Source organism: Rhodovulum bhavnagarense (genome assembly GCF_004343505.1).
GTDB classification, from domain to species: domain Bacteria; phylum Pseudomonadota; class Alphaproteobacteria; order Rhodobacterales; family Rhodobacteraceae; genus Rhodovulum; species Rhodovulum bhavnagarense.
This window is the reverse complement of record NZ_SLXU01000009.1, coordinates 1-14,793: the sequence shown is the minus strand read 5'-3', so window position 1 is coordinate 14,793 and position 14,793 is coordinate 1. Positions and strand designations below refer to the sequence as shown.

General features: G+C 65.3%; 13 protein-coding genes. 7 read left to right on the top strand and 6 right to left on the bottom strand.

Translation table 11 applies throughout. The features are described 5' to 3' along the window. The first annotated feature begins 2 nt into the window (after window positions 1-2). Genes EV663_RS10005 through EV663_RS09980 form a run of 6 tightly spaced genes read left to right on the top strand, consistent with a single transcriptional unit; the run spans window position 3 to window position 6,176 of the window. Complete coding sequence (locus EV663_RS10005; protein ID WP_132951662.1) at window positions 3-1,136, top strand: ABC transporter permease; 1,134 nt, start codon at window positions 3-5, stop codon at window positions 1,134-1,136. Then, a complete protein-coding gene (locus EV663_RS10000) occupies window positions 1,136-2,146 on the top strand; it encodes an ABC transporter ATP-binding protein (RefSeq protein ID WP_243697931.1) in 1,011 nt (336 codons plus the stop codon). Before EV663_RS10005 ends, EV663_RS10000 begins: the two co-directional genes overlap by 1 nt. Beyond that, window positions 2,143-3,246 (top strand): ABC transporter ATP-binding protein, encoded by a 1,104-nt coding sequence (locus tag EV663_RS09995; RefSeq protein WP_132951661.1) that lies wholly within the window; start codon window positions 2,143-2,145, stop codon window positions 3,244-3,246. The genes EV663_RS10000 and EV663_RS09995 overlap by 4 nt, the downstream gene beginning before the upstream one ends. An 11-nt stretch (window positions 3,247-3,257) precedes the next feature. Next, window positions 3,258-4,442: a 2-aminoethylphosphonate--pyruvate transaminase gene (locus EV663_RS09990; RefSeq protein WP_132951660.1), complete on the top strand. Its 1,185-nt coding sequence runs from the start codon at window positions 3,258-3,260 to the stop codon at window positions 4,440-4,442. Window positions 4,443-4,453: 11 nt separating this feature from the next. Continuing rightward, on the top strand, window positions 4,454-5,236 hold the full coding sequence (gene phnX / locus EV663_RS09985) for a phosphonoacetaldehyde hydrolase (RefSeq protein ID WP_132951659.1): 783 nt from the start codon (window positions 4,454-4,456) through the stop codon (window positions 5,234-5,236). A gap of 16 nt (window positions 5,237-5,252) precedes the next feature. Next, complete coding sequence (locus EV663_RS09980) at window positions 5,253-6,176, top strand: PHP domain-containing protein (protein WP_132951658.1); 924 nt, start codon at window positions 5,253-5,255, stop codon at window positions 6,174-6,176. 16 nt (window positions 6,177-6,192) lie between these two features. On the opposite strand, the gene EV663_RS09975 is transcribed toward EV663_RS09980, so the two are convergent. The 5 genes from EV663_RS09975 to EV663_RS09955 are packed head-to-tail and all read right to left on the bottom strand — an operon-like array spanning window position 6,193 to window position 11,074. Continuing rightward, complete coding sequence (locus EV663_RS09975; RefSeq protein WP_132951657.1) at window positions 6,193-6,999, bottom strand: carbohydrate ABC transporter permease; 807 nt, start codon at window positions 6,997-6,999, stop codon at window positions 6,193-6,195. Next, window positions 6,996-7,889, bottom strand: a complete 894-nt coding sequence (locus EV663_RS09970) for a carbohydrate ABC transporter permease (RefSeq protein WP_132951656.1) — start codon at window positions 7,887-7,889, stop codon at window positions 6,996-6,998. The genes EV663_RS09975 and EV663_RS09970 overlap by 4 nt, the downstream gene beginning before the upstream one ends. Window positions 7,890-7,940: 51 nt before the next feature. Further along, the gene (locus EV663_RS09965) at window positions 7,941-9,194 is read right to left on the bottom strand and encodes an ABC transporter substrate-binding protein (RefSeq protein ID WP_132951655.1); all 1,254 of its coding nucleotides are present in this window, start codon (window positions 9,192-9,194) and stop codon (window positions 7,941-7,943) included. A gap of 12 nt (window positions 9,195-9,206) precedes the next feature. Beyond that, window positions 9,207-10,307, bottom strand: coding sequence for an ABC transporter ATP-binding protein (locus EV663_RS09960; protein ID WP_132951654.1), 1,101 nt, complete (start codon window positions 10,305-10,307; stop codon window positions 9,207-9,209). Beyond that, entirely contained in the window at window positions 10,304-11,074 is a 771-nt protein-coding gene (locus tag EV663_RS09955; RefSeq protein WP_243697930.1) for a DeoR/GlpR family DNA-binding transcription regulator, read from the bottom strand. Before EV663_RS09955 ends, EV663_RS09960 begins: the two co-directional genes overlap by 4 nt. A gap of 219 nt (window positions 11,075-11,293) precedes the next feature. Here EV663_RS09955 and EV663_RS09950 point away from each other — a divergent pair, with 219 nt between their 5' ends. After that, window positions 11,294-13,450, top strand: coding sequence for an esterase-like activity of phytase family protein (locus tag EV663_RS09950; RefSeq protein WP_132951652.1), 2,157 nt, complete (start codon window positions 11,294-11,296; stop codon window positions 13,448-13,450). A 959-nt stretch (window positions 13,451-14,409) separates the two neighbouring features. On the opposite strand, the gene EV663_RS09945 is transcribed toward EV663_RS09950, so the two are convergent. After that, window positions 14,410-14,622 carry a hypothetical protein gene (locus tag EV663_RS09945; protein ID WP_132951651.1) on the bottom strand — a complete coding sequence of 71 codons (213 nt, stop codon included), beginning with the start codon at window positions 14,620-14,622 and terminating at the stop codon, window positions 14,410-14,412. Window positions 14,623-14,793: the final 171 nt, after the last annotated feature.

Here is a 14,793-nt window from a genome sequence, read left to right as displayed (position 1 = left end):
CGATGACCGACACCGCGAAACCCGACCGCGACGAGGCGCAGCGCCTGCGCTATTACTCGGCCTCGCAATGGACGCTGATCTGGTGGCGCTTCCGCCGTCACCGTGCGGCCATGGTCGCGGCCACCATCCTGGGGATCATGGCCCTGATGGGCGTCTTTGCCGAGGTCGTCGCGCCCTATGGGCCGACCTCGCGCAACGCCTCCTATCTTGACGGGCCGCCGCAACTGCCGATGTTCTGCGACCGGCAGGGCTGTTCGATCCGCCCCTTCGTCCACGGCATCAAGACGGAACGCGATCCGATCACCCTGCGCGCCATTTCCGTGCCCGACCCCGAAACGCGGGTCTATGTCAGCTTTCTGGCGCGCGGCGAACAGGTTCGGCTGTTCGGCGTGATCCCGACCGACATCCACCTCTTCGGCCTCGACCACGACAAGGCGCGGCTGCATCTCTGGGGCACCGACGACCTGGGGCGCGACGTGTTCTCGCGCACGATCTACGCCACGCGCACCTCGCTTTCCATCGGGGTGATGGGGGTGCTGATCTCTTTCGTGCTGGCGCTGATCATCGGGGGCACGGCGGGCTATGCGGGCGGCCGGGTGGACGGAGGTATCCAGCGCGTGACAGAGGTTGTCCGCGTCGTGCCGATCATCCCGCTTTACATGGGGCTCGCGGCCGCGATGCCACCCGAATGGTCCACCACGCAGGTCTATTTCGCGATGACCCTGATCCTGGGCCTGTTCGGCTGGCCGACGCTGGCCCGCCGCATCCGCAGCCAGCTGTTGTCCATCCGGAACGAGGATTACGTGGTCGCCGCCCGCCTGGCCGGGGCGCGGCCCTCGCGGATCATCGGCCAGCACATGCTGCCCAGCTTTACCAGCTTCATCATCGTCGATCTGGTGATCTCATTTCCCTACATGATCCTGTCCGAAACCGCGCTGTCCTTTGTCGGGCTGGGCCTGCGCCCGCCCTCGGTCTCCTGGGGCGTGATGCTGCAACAGGCGCAATCGGTGCGGGTGATCGAGCAGACGCCGTGGCTGTTCATCCCCGCGGGCTTCGTGGTGGTGGCGGTGCTGGCCTTTACGGTGATCGGCGACGGGCTGCGCGACGCGGCCGACCCCTATTCGGAGGCGCGGTGATGGGCGATCTGCTGACCGTCGAAAACCTGACGATTTCCTTTCGCACCGACGAGGGGCTGATCACCCCGGTGCAGGATGTCAGTTTCTCGGTCCAGAAGGGCCGGACACTGGGCTTGGTGGGCGAATCCGGCTCGGGCAAGTCGGTGTCCACCAAGGCGGTGATGCGGCTTCTGCCCGGCAGCGCGGTGATCGCACCGGACACGCGGATGCACTACACCGCCAAGGACGGCCAGCGGGTCGAGGTCGAGAAGCTCGACCCGCGCTCGCGCGCCATCCGCCGCCTGCGCGGGGGCGAGATCGGCATGATCTTCCAGGAACCGATGGCCAGTTTCAGCCCGGTCTACACGATCGGCAACCAGATGATCGAGGCGATCCGGCTGCACCGGGAACCCAACAAGCGACAGGCCCGCGAGATCGCCATCGCGATGCTGGAGCGTGTGGGTCTGTCGGACCCCGCCACCCGCATCGACCAGTATCCGCACGAAATGTCGGGCGGGATGCGCCAGCGCGCGATGATCGCGCTGGCCCTGTCGGCCGGCCCCGCGCTGCTGATCGCGGACGAACCCACCACCGCGCTGGACGTGACGATCCAGGCGCAGGTGCTGGACCTGATGCGCGAATTGCAGCGTGACCTGGGGATGGGGATGATCTTCATCACCCACGATCTGGGCGTGATCGCGCAGATCGCGCAGGACGTGGCCGTGATGTATCTGGGCACCATCGTCGAACGCGGCCCCACGGCCGAGGTCATCCGCGACCCCAAGCACCCCTATACCCAGGGGCTGCTGGCTGCGATCCCCAGCCTCGACCGGCTGAACGCGCGGATGACCCCGGTGCCGGGCGACATTCCCAGCCCGACCGAGCGGCCCACCGGCTGCCCGTTTCACACGCGCTGCGTGCATGCCATCGCCGGGCTTTGCAGCGCGCGCACCCCGCGCGAAATCGCACCTGAACCGGGCCGCGCGGTCCGCTGCTGGCTGCATGACGAGGCGGGAAGGAGCGCGGCATGACCGACACGCTGATCGAAGTCCGGAATCTTTCTGTCCGCTTCCCCGTGACGACCCGCAAGCTGTTCCGCACCGAGGTACGGGAACTCGCCGCTGTGGACGATGTCAGCTTCGACATCAAGCGCGGCGAGACCGTCGGGCTGGTGGGCGAATCCGGCTCGGGCAAGACAACAGTGGGCCGCGCGATCCTGCGGGCAATCGACCCCTCGGACGGCGAGGTGATCTTTCACACCCATACCCGCGACGTGGACGTGGCCCATGCCGAGGGCGAGGATTTGCGCCGCTTTCGCACCCATATGAACATGATTTTCGCCGAGGGGCCGGTGCAGCTTTCTTCCATGGCGCAGGACCGACTGCGGCTGTTCCGGTCGCGCATGAGCCTGGTGTTCCAGGACCCCTATTCCAGCCTGAACCCCCGCATGACCGTGCGCGACATCATCGCCGAGCCGCTGGTGGCCTCGGGCATGATGAAGAACCGCGCCGAGATCGACGCCAGGGTTCGCGAGATCGCGGCGCGCTGCAAGCTGAACCTCGAACATCTGCGCCGGTTCCCCCATGCCTTTTCCGGTGGCCAGCGGCAGCGGATCTGCATCGCCCGCGCGCTGGTCTCGCGCCCCGATTTCGTGGTCTGCGACGAAAGCGTTTCCGCGCTGGACGTGTCGATCCAGGCGGAAATCGTGAACCTGCTGAAGGATCTGCAGGACGAGATGGGCGTGGCCTTCCTGTTCATCGCCCATGATCTGAGCGTGGTCGCGCAGATGAGCCACCGGGTCGCGGTGATGTATGTCGGCAAGTTCGTGGAATACGCCCCCACCGACCGGCTGTTCTTCACCCCGCGCCACCCCTACACCCACGCGCTGTTATCCGCGATCCCGCAGGCCGACCCGGACGCGGCCTTCGACCCGATCAAGCTGGAGGGGGAAATCCCCAACCCGCTGGACGCGCCCTCGGGGTGCCGGTTCCGCACCCGCTGCCCCCATGCACGGCCCGAATGCGCCGCGCGCGAACCGGACTGGCGCGAGATCGCGCCGGACCATTACGTCGCCTGCCATTTCGCCGAAGCGTTCGACTTCACCCGCGCGCAGGCCAAGGCCGCCGAATAGAAGGAAGAAAGATGGCACCGCACGATCCGCTGCCCGGCCCGCGGCTGGGCGAACCCTACCTGTTGACCCCCGGCCCGCTGACCACCGCCTATGAGGTGAAACAGGCGATGCTGCGCGACTGGGGCAGTTGGGACGACGATTTCCGCGCCCTGACCGCCGAGATGCGCACCCGGCTGGTGGGGCTGCTGGGCGCGGGGCATGAGGCCTATGACTGCGTCCCGATGCAGGGCTCGGGCAGCTTCGCGGTCGAGGCGATGCTGGGCAGCTTCATCCCGCGCGATGGCAAGGCGCTGGTGCTGGCCAATGGCGCCTACGGGCTGCGCGCGGCCGAAACCCTACGCTATCTGGGGCGCGATCACGTGGTTCTGGACAAGGGCGATTACCTGCCGCCACGCGGGGCCGAGGTGGCGCAGATCCTGGCGGGCGACCCCGCGATCACCCATGTGGTGGCGGTCCATTGCGAAACTTCCTCGGGCATCCTGAACCCGATCGAGGAGATTTCCGACGCTGTCGCCGCCGCGGGCCGGGTGTTGCTGATCGATTCCATGTCGGCCTTTGGCGCGGTCCCGCTGGAACCCGCCCGCCTGCAGTTCGATGCGATGGTGTCCTCCGCCAACAAGTGCATCGAGGGCGTGCCGGGCTTCGGCTTCGTGCTTGCGAAAAAGACCGCGCTGGCGGCGGCCAGGGGCAACAGCGCCTCGCTCTCGCTGGATGTGCATGCGCAATGGGCGCACATGGAAAAGACCGGACAGTGGCGGTTCACGCCGCCCACCCATGTGGTCGCCGCCTTTGTCGAGGCCCTGCGCGCCCATGCCGAAGAGGGCGGCGTCGCGGGGCGCGGCGCGCGCTACGTGCGCAATCGCGACGTGCTGGTCCAGGGGATGCGCGACCTCGGCTTCGAGACGCTGCTGGCAGACCGCTGGCTGTCGCCGATCATCATCACCTTCTTTTGCCCTGCCGATCCGGCCTTCGACTTCCCGACCTTCTATGACGCGATGAAGGCGCGGGGCTTCGTCCTTTACCCCGGCAAGCTGACGGTGGTGGACAGTTTCCGCATCGGCTGCATCGGCCAGCTGGACGAGCATGTGATGCGCCGCGTGGTGGCCGCCGCCGGGGAGGTTCTGGCGGAAATGGGCGTAACAAGCGCGGCACCGCCCCAGGCGGCATTGGACGAACGTTCGAAACTGGCAAGTTGAGGAACAGGAAAATGAGCAAATTCAAGGCCGCTGTCTTTGACTGGGCAGGCACGACGATTGACTTTGGCTCTTTCGCGCCCATGGGCGTGTTCGTGAAGGCCTTTGCGGAATTCGGGATCGAGGCCACGATCGCCCAGGCCCGCGCCCCCATGGGCAGCGCGAAATGGGACCATATTCGGGCGATGATGGACATGCCCGCGATTGCCGCGCAATGGGCGGCGAAATACGGCGCCGCGCCTACCGATGCCGATGTCGACAAGGTCTACAAGGTCTTCGTGCCGATGAACGAAGAGGTCGTGGCCGATTACGCCAAGCTGGTCCCCGGCACGGTCGAGATGGTGGAGAACCTTCGCGCCCGGGGGATGAAGATCGGCTCGACCACCGGCTATACCCGCTCGATCATGGAACGCGTGCTGCCCAGGGCCGCCGAACAGGGCTATGCGCCCGATAACCTGGTCTGCGCCGACGACCTGCCCGAGGGGCGGCCGGGGCCGCTGGGCATGTATCAGTGTTTCGTCGATCTGGTGGCCTACCCGCCGCACGCGGTGCTGAAGGTCGACGACACCGCGCCCGGCATTGCCGAGGGTGTGGCGGCGGGCTGCGTCACCGTGGGCGTTGCGCTGTCGGGCAACGCGGTCGGCAAGACGCCACAGGAGCTGGCGGCGATGTCCGCGGAAGAGGTCGACGCGCTGCGGGCAAAGGCCACGGAAATCCTGCGCGCCGCGGGCGCCGACCATGTGATCGACACGGTGGCTGACCTGCCCGCCCTGATCGACCGGCTGGACGCCGAATAACCTCACGGAGAAACAGATGCAGCCCACCGCCTTTGCCCGCCCCGGCCGGTTCTTCCGGGGCAATCTGCACACCCATTCCACCCTGTCCGACGGCGCGCTGGACCCGGCCGAGGTCTGCCGCCGCTATCGCGCGGAAGGTTATGACTTCATCGCGCTGACGGATCATTTCGTCGGCGAATACGGCTATCCCATTGCCGATACCCTGCCTTATCGCGGTGACGGCTTCACCACGATCCTCGGGGCCGAGTTGCATTCCGGCGCGATGGAGAATGGCGAGCTGTGGCACATCCTGGCCGTCGGTCTGCCCGCCGATTTCGCCCCGGCCAATGCGCCGGGCTTTCACCCTGTCGAGGGGCAGGAAACCGGCCCCGAGATCGCGGCACGGGCGCGCGCGGCCGGGGCCTTTGTCGCCATCGCCCATCCGCAATGGTCCGGCCTGACGCTGGCCGATGCGCGCAGCCTGCAGGCCGCCCACGCGGTCGAGGTCTACAACCACGGCTGCGCCACCGGAGCGGACCGCGCGGACGGGTTCCATACGCTGGACCTGCTGCTGTCCGAGGGGCGCGACCTGACGCTGGTGGCCACCGATGACGCCCATTTCACCGAGCCGGATTTCTTCGGCGGCTGGGTCATGGTCAAGGCCGCCGAAAACACGCCCGAGGCGTTGCTGGCGGCGCTGAAGGACGGCGCGTTCTACGCCACCCAGGGACCGGCCTTCCACGACCTGCGGATTGTGGGCGACACCATCCAGGTCGAAAGCTCGGCCGTGGCCAGCGTGATCGTGCAAGGCGCGGGTTCCGCCGCGCAGGCGCTGCATGGCGAAAGCCTGACCCGGGCAGAGATCGCGCTGGGGCGGGTGGCCCGCAGCCCGTGGCTGCGCGTCACGCTGATCGACCGGGCCGGACGGCGGGCCTGGTCCAACCCGATCCGGCGGGGCTGAACATTCCTGCGGGCGGCTACTTGATCCCCGCCCGCAGGAACGCCTGCACGAACTGACGCTGGAACACTAGGAACAGCACCAGAAGCGGCGCGATCACCATGACGGTTGCCGCCGAGATCACCGAGATATCAACCCCGTTTTCCGGCGCACCGAAGATGGACAGGCCCACGGTCAGCGGGCGGCTGGATTCGTTGTTGGTGACCACCAGCGGCCAGAGAAAATTGTTCCAGTGGGTCGAGATAGAGACCAGCGCATAGGCTAGGTAAGTGGGCCGGGCCGCCGGCACATAGACGCGCCAGAGTACGCCCAACAACGAACAGCCCTCGATCCGCGCGGCCTCGTCCAACTCCTTGGGCACCGATTTGAATGCCTGCCGCATCAGGAAGATGCCGAACGCCGAGGCCATGTAAGGCGCCCCGATCCCCAGGATCGTATCCAGCAGGCCCAGTCGTGTGGCGACCTTGTAATTCTCGACGATCAGCACCTCGGGCAGGATGAAAAGCTGCAACAGGACCAGCACGAAAAGAACGTCCTTGCCCCGGAAATCGACCTGCGCAAAGCCGAAACCGGCCAAGGTCGTCAGCAGGAATTGTCCGATCAGAACACTGGTGACCAGAAGGAACGAGTTCAGGAAATACCGCAGCCAGGGTGCCCCGTCCCAGGCGGTGCGGAAATTCTCCAGCGTCCAGGGCGCGGCCAGGTTGAAGTTCACCGCATCCGTGCTGGCGTGAAAGGCCGCCCAGAACGCGAAGAGCAGCGGCGAGATCCAGATCACCGCCAGCAGCAGCGCCAGAAAGGGCTCGATGCGGTGCAGCACGTTCATCGGTAATGGGTCCTGCGGTCGATCACGAAGAACTGGAAGGCCGCCAGCGCCCCCAGAACGCCCAGCACCAGCACGGTCATCGCCGCCGCGGCGGGCGCGTCGAAGAAGGCAAAGGCGTTTTCCCAGATGTAATAGAGGATCAGTTTCGAGGCATCCGACGGCCCGCCCTTGGTCAGGATGAACAGGTGGTCGATCAGTTTCACCGAGTTGATCATCGCGTTGACCAGGATGAACAGCGTCGTCGGCATCAAGAGCGGCAGCACGATCCGGCGGGTATAGGCCCAGCGCGACGCGCCCTCGATCTGGGCGGCCTCTTTCAGGTCGGGCGGGATGGTTTGCAGCGCGGCGAGGTAGAAGATCATGAAGAACCCCGCTTCCTTCCAGATCGTCACCGCGCAGACGGCCCAGAGCGCGGTTTCGGGCTGGCCCAGCCAGTTGACGGAGGGCGCACCGAACAGCGCGCCGATCTGATCCAGCACGCCGAAACCGGGCGTGTAGAAGAACAGCCACAGGTTGCCCGCCGCAATCATCGGCAGCACCGTGGGGGTGAAATAGGCGGTGCGCACGAAGCTGCGGGCGGGGATCTTCGAATTGGCCCACAGCGCCATGGCCAGCGCCAGCACGATGGAAATCGGGATCGTGACGCCGGCGTAGATCAGGTTGTTCTTGGCCACCAGCCAGAAGGTCGGGTCGTCGATGAGCCGCTGGTAATTCTCCAACCCTACGAACTCGGTGGGCCGCCGCCGGGTGCCCCGCGAAAACAGGCTGGTCCAGACCGTCGCCACCGTAGGGTAAAAGGCAAAGGTCGTCAGCATCACCAGCGTAGGCGTCAAGAGCAGCCATCCGTGGATGGCCTGACGGCGGCGGCGAAGGGCGGCAAGATCGGGCATGTGCAACCTTGAAGGACCGGCGCCGGGCGGACCCGGCGCCGGAGGTGGGTCTTACCGATAGGCCGACAGCAGACGCTCGGCGGCGGCCTGCGCCTCGGCCAAGGCCTCGGCCGGCGACTTGGTGCCGGTCAGGGCGGCCTGGATCGCGTTGTTCAGACCTTCGCGCACGCGCGCGGTTTCAAAGGTCGAGAACTCGGCCACCGCATGTTCCAGCTGGTCGCGAGCGACCAGCGCCGGCGGGAACTCGGCGGTGTAGGCTTTCAGCGCGTCGGTTTCATAGGCCGCAGGCGAGACGCCCATGTAACCCGTGGCGATCGACCATTCGGCGGCCTTTTCCGGCGAAGTCATGAACTGGATCAGCTTCAGCGCGGCGGCTTTCTCTTCGTCGGTGGAGTCCTTGAAAAGGTAGAAATTGCCGCCGCCGGTGGGCGAGCCCAGACGCTCGTTCGCGGGCAGCATGGCGACGCCGAAATCGAAGCTGGCGTTGTTCTTGACCGCGGTCAGGTTGCCGGTGGAGTGCCACATCATCGCGGTCTTGCCCTCAAGGAAGGCCTGGCGCAGGGTGCCCCATTCCACGGTGCCCTCGGGCATGATGCCATGCTCGACCGACAGCGATTTCCAGAACTCCAGCGTTTCCACCACGGCCGGATCGTCGAAATAGGTGGTCAGCCCGTCGTTCGACATCAGTTCCTTACCGTTCTGGATCGCAAGGGCCTGGAACATCCAGTAGGGATAGCCGGTAGAGGGAATCATCAGGCCATAGTGGTCGTCAGTGGTCAGCGCCTTGCCCATCTCGACCATCTCGTCCCAGGTGGTGGGCGCCTTTTCCGGGTCCAGACCCGCCGCGCGGAACATGTCCTTGTTGTAATAGGCCACGATGGTCGAACGCTGGAAAGGCACTCCCCAGGTCTTGCCCTCGATCTGGCCGTTGGCCATCAGCGCGGGGTAAAAGCTGTCCAGCCACGCGGCGTCGTCGGTCACGTCGTCGAAGGGCACGATCAGATCCTGCTCGATCAGATCGTAGGCGTCGATCGAGAACATCACGGCCAGCTGCGCCGGTTCGCCCGAATTCAGCGCCGACAGCGCCTTGATGCGGGTGTCGTCGTAGTTGCCGGCATAGATCGCATTGACCTTGATATCCGGGTTGGCCTCTTCGAACTCGGCCACGATGCCGTCGACCACCTGGGTCAACGGGCCACCCACGGCGATGGGGTAATACATGGTCAGTTCGGTCTGGGCCTGGGCCGGATTGACAAGCGCGGTGCCCGCGGCAAGCATGAGGGCGGCAGGTGCATGGCGAAGCATGGGTCTTCCTCTTCAGTCGGTTGACGGGTGGGATTGAAGTGCCTTTCGGCTATCACGGGGTGCTGTTTGGCGACGGTCGCCCCCGTAATCCTGCTGCGGGTCCTTTTTGGCTTTGCCCGTCTGGGCGTCGAAAAGGACCCGGTGTTCCTTCGGCAGCGTCAGGCTGATCTCCTGGCCCGGCTGCCACGCGGCATGGCCCGGCACCGACAGGATCAGCCCCCGGGCGGCCGGGTGGTCGACGATCAGATGCGTCTCGGCGCCCATGTACTCGACCTCGCGCACAACCCCGGTCAGGTCGCCCTGTCCAGAGGGCGCCAGTGCCAGATGCTCGGGCCGCAACCCGATCAGCGCGCCGGACACGCCCAACGCTGCGCCCTCGATAATGGCCATCGGCGGGTCGCCGATAAATTCAGCCGCGAAAGTGCTGACGGGATCGGCGTAAAGCGCACGCGGGCTGCCCACCTGCTCGACCCGGCCGTCGCGCATCAGGACGACCTGGTCGGACAGCGACATCGCCTCGGTCTGGTCGTGGGTGACGTAGATCACTGTCAGGCCCAGCCGCCGTTGCAACCCCTTGATATCACGGCGCACCGAATGGCGCAGCTTGGCGTCGAGGTTCGACAGCGGCTCGTCCATCAGACACAGCGGATGGCCCGAGACCACGGCACGGGCCAGTGCCACGCGCTGGCGCTGGCCGCCCGACAGGGCGGCGGGCTTGCGCCCCTCAAGCCCTTCGAGCCCCAGCATCGCCACCGCCTCGGCCAGCTTTTCGTCCCGCGCGTTGCGTGGCACGCGGCGCACACGCATGCCGAACAGGATATTCTCGCGCACGCTGAGATGGGGAAACAGTGCATAGGACTGAAACACCATCGACAGTCCCCGCCCTGAGGCCTGAAGATGCGTTACCTCCCGGCCATTTATGTGGATGCTGCCGGCCTCTGGCGTTTCAAGCCCCGAGATCAGGCGCAAGAGCGTGGATTTCCCGCACCCGGAGGGACCAAGGACCGAAACGAAGCTGCCCTCTGCCACGTCGAGCGAGACATCGGCAACGCCGCCCCGTCCGCCCCATTGCCGGGTGACGCCGTCAAGCGCGACATAGGCGGGGTCACTCATGCGGGGGCCTCCGCTTCGGCGGCCACGATCAGCCGGTTGCCCAGCGGATCGACCAGCGCGCCAAAGGCATCCTGCGGACGGCGGTCCAGCACGACCAGGTCCTGATCGGCCAACCGCCCGCCCACGGCGGCGGCGCGGCGGCCGAACTTGGTGCTGTCGGCCACCAGGATAGAGCGCCGGCTGTTCGCCCGGATCCGTTCGCGCGCGCGCACCTCGGGTTCGTGGAAATCCAGCAGGCTGCCGTCGCTGTCGATGCCGCCCACCCCGTAGATCCCGATATCGGCCCGATAGGCCGAAAAGACCCCGATCGCCGCTGCATCCAGGAAATCGCGGTCGGGCAACCGCATCTCGCCGCCGGGCAGGACGATCCGGTTCGTGGTATTCTCAGACAACGCCATCGCGGCGTTCAGGTTGTTGGTGACGACTGTCAACGCCTCTTTGCCAGTCAGGGCCTGGGCGACGATGGCCGGTGTCGTCCCGATAGAGATGAAGACCGTCGCGCCATCCGGCACCAACCCTGCCACCACCCGCCCGATGGCCTGCTTGGCCTCTAGGTGCAGGACGGCGCGGGCGGCGTAGGACATGTTGGCGCTGCCGTCTATGAATTCTGCCCCGCCATGCAGGCGGCGCAGCTTCGATTCCTCGCACAAGGCGTTCAAGTCGCGACGGATCGTGTGGGCGGACACGCCCAATTCTATCGCCAGGCTCTCCACCATGACCCGCCCTTGCCGCTGTGCCGCGGCGAGAATCGCTGATCGTCTGTCCATAAGCGCACCTCTCATGCTCAAATGAGCATACGGGCGTAACGCGGGGATGACGGACCGGACCCCGATGCCGGGGCGTCTGCACCCGCTCCGGGTGGGCTGACAGATCGGCCAGCAACACGGCCGTCCCTGCGCTTTCGCGAAAGCGACATGTTTCCGACACTCACCTGTTACGCCCAAGCCCCATCACGCAGGGATAGTCATTTATCGACGAGGATTCCCATGACCGCACGCCTTCTGGGCCTGACATCGGTTCTGGCGCTGGCCGCTGGTACTGCGAACGCCGAAATGAACTTCAACCGCATCGCCTCTTTCCCGGTGGTGGAAAACATGGCCGCCGGCGAGGACATTACCCGCGAAAGCTCGGCCGAGATCATCGACACCACCGCGGACGGCATGACGCTGGTCTACACCGACAGCCCGCTGGGCGTGCTGGGCATGATCGATATCACCGACCCGGCCAACCCCGCCCCCAAGGGCAACATCGCGCTGGATGGCGAACCCACCAGCGTGGCCGTGATCGGCACCGTCGCCTTTGCCGGGGTGAACACCTCGGACAGCTATACCGATCCCTCGGGCAAGATGGTCGCCATCGACACCGCCAGCGGCGATGTGATCGGCGAATGCGCTCTGGCCGGCCAGCCCGACAGCGTTGCAAAATCCCCCGATGGAAGCTTTCTTGCCGTGGCAATCGAGAACGAACGCGACGAGGATCTGAACGACGGCATCATCCCGCAGATGCCCGCCGGGTCGCTGCAACTGGTGCCGGTGAAACGCGGCAACCTGGATTGCGGCGGCATCAAGACCGTGGACCTGACCGGCCTGGCCGAGGTCGCACCCAGCGATCCGGAGCCCGAATATGTCTCGATCAATGCCGAGGGCGAGGTTGTCGTCACCCTGCAGGAAAACAACCACCTTGTGGTCGTGTCGAAGAACGGCGAGGTGCTGTCGCACTTCTCTGCCGGCGCGGTCGACCTGGAGGGCATCGACGCCACCGACGAGCGCGGCGCGCTGATCTTCACCGAGTCCCAGCAGGGCCGCAAGCGCGAGCCCGACGCCGTGACCTGGATCGACGACAGCCATTTCGCCACCGCCAACGAAGGCGATTACGAAGGCGGCTCGCGCGGCTGGACCATCTTCAGCCAGAACGGTGACGTGGTCTATGAAAGCGGCACCAGCTTCGAACATGCCATCGTGCAGATCGGCCACTACCCGGACAAGCGCTCGGATGCGAAGGGCGTGGAGCCGGAATCGGTGACCTTCGGCACCTTCGGCGGCACGCCGATGGTCTTCGTGGGCGCCGAGCGTGCGTCGGTCGTGGGCGTCTATGACGTGACCGACCCGGCCAACCCCGAACTGACCCAGTTGCTGCCCTCGGGCGTCGGGCCGGAAGGCTATGTCGTGATCCCCGAACGCAACCTGCTGATTTCCGCCAACGAGGCCGACCTGATCGAAGATGGCGGCGTGCGCGCCCATGTGATGATCTTCGAATATCAGGATGCCCCGGCGGTCTACCCGCACCTGACCAGCGCCGGGATGGACGAACTGACCGGCTGGGGTGCGATTTCTGGGATGGTCGCGGATGAGGGCGGTATCGTCTGGGCCGTGAACGACAGCTTTTACGGCTACCAGCCGACGATCTTCAAGATCGACACCACCCAGACGCCCGCGCAGATCGTCGATGCGATCCGCATCACCCGTGCCGGTCGTCCGGCGCAGAAGCTGGACCTCGAAGGGATCACGCTGGACGGCCAGGGCGGGTTCTGGGTGGCCTCGGAAGGCCGCACCGACCGTGTGGTTCCCCATGCGCTCTATCACGTCAACGCCAGCGGCGAGATAAAGAAAGAGATCGGCCTGCCCGCCGACCTGATGGCCGTGGAAAAGCGCTTTGGCTTCGAGGGCATCACCAAGGTGGGCGACACCCTGTGGATGGCCGTTCAACGCGAGTGGAAGGACGACCCGAAGAACCACGTCAAACTCGTCGCCTACAATATCGAGACCGGCGAATGGGGCGCGGTGCGTTATGAAAAGGCGCAGCCGGAAAAAGGCTGGGTCGGTCTGTCTGAAATCACCGCCCATGGCGATTACGTCTATGTGGTGGAACGTGACAACCAGCACGATTTCCGCGCGGTGACCAAGAAGATCTACCGCATCCCGCTGGCCCAGATGCAGCCCGCGCCCTTGGGCGGTGACCTGCCGGTGGTCTCCAAGGAACTGGTCCGCGACCTGTTGTCCGACCTGACCGCCACCGGCGGCTATGTGCTGGACAAGGTCGAGGGCCTGGCCATCGCCGAGGACGGCACGATGTGGGTTTCCACCGACAATGATGGTGTGGACGACCACTCGGGCGAGACGATGTTCTTTGCGGTCAAGCCGTAATCAGTCGGACTGCCCATCGCGGCAAGCGGCGGCCCCGCCCAGATGCGGGGCCGTTATCCATTCGGTTGCTGGCGGCGTCCTTTTGAAACGAGACGTCGAGTCGCCAGTGAAGCACAGTCTCGATCCCGAACACCCGCGCAAGGTGGCCGGTAGAAAGTCTGGTGTGGGCGCCCAAGACAACCAAGACGAAGCAGCGGGTCTCGCTGGCTTGCGGTGCCATCTATCTAGCAGAGTGCCGTCATACGGCCGAATGCCTTGAGTTCGGGGCGACCGTGGTGCTCTGGCAGTCCTTTGCGCGGAAAACACCGCCGCTGTCCGGGTCACCTGCCAGAGAGCACCGCAATTCTCTTTTCTATCAGGGGATCGGCCCGCTCGAAAATAGAATACCGGTCGTCAAAATGCCTGAGTTCGTAACCGCCGTCGCCAGAAAGCTGGTCTCCATCGCACTTGCATTGTGCAAGAGCCGTCAGGATTGGGCACACCCAACAGGCTGATAGAAAAATTTTTTGTTCAGCCTTGTCACATGAGCAGGGCCCTGTTGTACAAATCAGCTGATGGCCAAGCTCCCCCTTTCTCAGGACACACTTATCCCGCGGCCTCGGTCACGGGTACCCTTGTTTCAGAACGGAGTGACAGCGATCTCATTCTATGTTCGAGAGCTTGAAGCAGCGTGCAAGGTCCAATCAACTCACACAGTGCTTGCCCCCTAAGCGTACCTTCGCGGCCAGCCGCGATGCCACCCTGCTCTGCGAGGATGATCCTGATCTTCGGGCCTGTTTCCGGCGTGGAGAGCAGGTCTGTGCGTTCGAAGCCGAGCAGCGCGGGCTGGACCTGGAGACCGGCCGCCACCAGACAGAGCGCGCCAAGGCACCGGATCGCGCAATGCTCCATACCGACAGCGATTCAGAACCGATCCAGGTGAAACGAAAGGTCCGCGATCGGGTCCGTACACGTTAAGCCTACAGCGGCAGCGGGGGTTCATTCCCCTCGCTGCCCTCATCCTGCTCGCCGTCGCCCTTCGACCTGCCTGTCGTTTTCGAGCTGCGGGCCTTGCTGGATGTCCTGGATGCAGCCGACAAGAGTTTCACGATTTCGTCGCGCTCGCCCAGCCTGGCATTCGCCTCATGGAGGGCCTTTTCGGACGCGGCAAGCGCCTGGGCGAGTTCGGTCACCTTGGCCTGGGCTGCCTCAGCCTCTGCGCGGGCCGCATCGCGCTCATCCTCGACAACCCCAAGCGCTTCGAGGAATGTAAACGGTGTTCTGTCCCCACCTTCCTGTGATTTTCCGGTTCTGCGAGTCCTTTCCTGTTGGATGACAGGGGTGGAGTTTCTCCATGGAGACTA

Excerpts from the sequence above, each read along its gene's own strand:
- EV663_RS10005 (WP_132951662.1), top strand. The coding sequence starts at position 3 with ATGACCGACACCGCGAAACCCGACCGCGACGAGGCGCAGCGCCTGCGC.
- EV663_RS10000 (WP_243697931.1), top strand. The coding sequence starts at position 1,136 with ATGGGCGATCTGCTGACCGTCGAAAACCTGACGATTTCCTTTCGCACC.
- EV663_RS09995 (WP_132951661.1), top strand. The coding sequence starts at position 2,143 with ATGACCGACACGCTGATCGAAGTCCGGAATCTTTCTGTCCGCTTCCCC.
- EV663_RS09990 (WP_132951660.1), top strand. The coding sequence starts at position 3,258 with ATGGCACCGCACGATCCGCTGCCCGGCCCGCGGCTGGGCGAACCCTAC.
- phnX (WP_132951659.1), top strand. The coding sequence starts at position 4,454 with ATGAGCAAATTCAAGGCCGCTGTCTTTGACTGGGCAGGCACGACGATT.
- EV663_RS09980 (WP_132951658.1), top strand. The coding sequence starts at position 5,253 with ATGCAGCCCACCGCCTTTGCCCGCCCCGGCCGGTTCTTCCGGGGCAAT.
- EV663_RS09975 (WP_132951657.1), bottom strand. The coding sequence starts at position 6,999 with ATGAACGTGCTGCACCGCATCGAGCCCTTTCTGGCGCTGCTGCTGGCG.
- EV663_RS09970 (WP_132951656.1), bottom strand. The coding sequence starts at position 7,889 with ATGCCCGATCTTGCCGCCCTTCGCCGCCGCCGTCAGGCCATCCACGGA.
- EV663_RS09965 (WP_132951655.1), bottom strand. The coding sequence starts at position 9,194 with ATGCTTCGCCATGCACCTGCCGCCCTCATGCTTGCCGCGGGCACCGCG.
- EV663_RS09960 (WP_132951654.1), bottom strand. The coding sequence starts at position 10,307 with ATGAGTGACCCCGCCTATGTCGCGCTTGACGGCGTCACCCGGCAATGG.
- EV663_RS09955 (WP_243697930.1), bottom strand. The coding sequence starts at position 11,074 with ATGGACAGACGATCAGCGATTCTCGCCGCGGCACAGCGGCAAGGGCGG.
- EV663_RS09950 (WP_132951652.1), top strand. The coding sequence starts at position 11,294 with ATGACCGCACGCCTTCTGGGCCTGACATCGGTTCTGGCGCTGGCCGCT.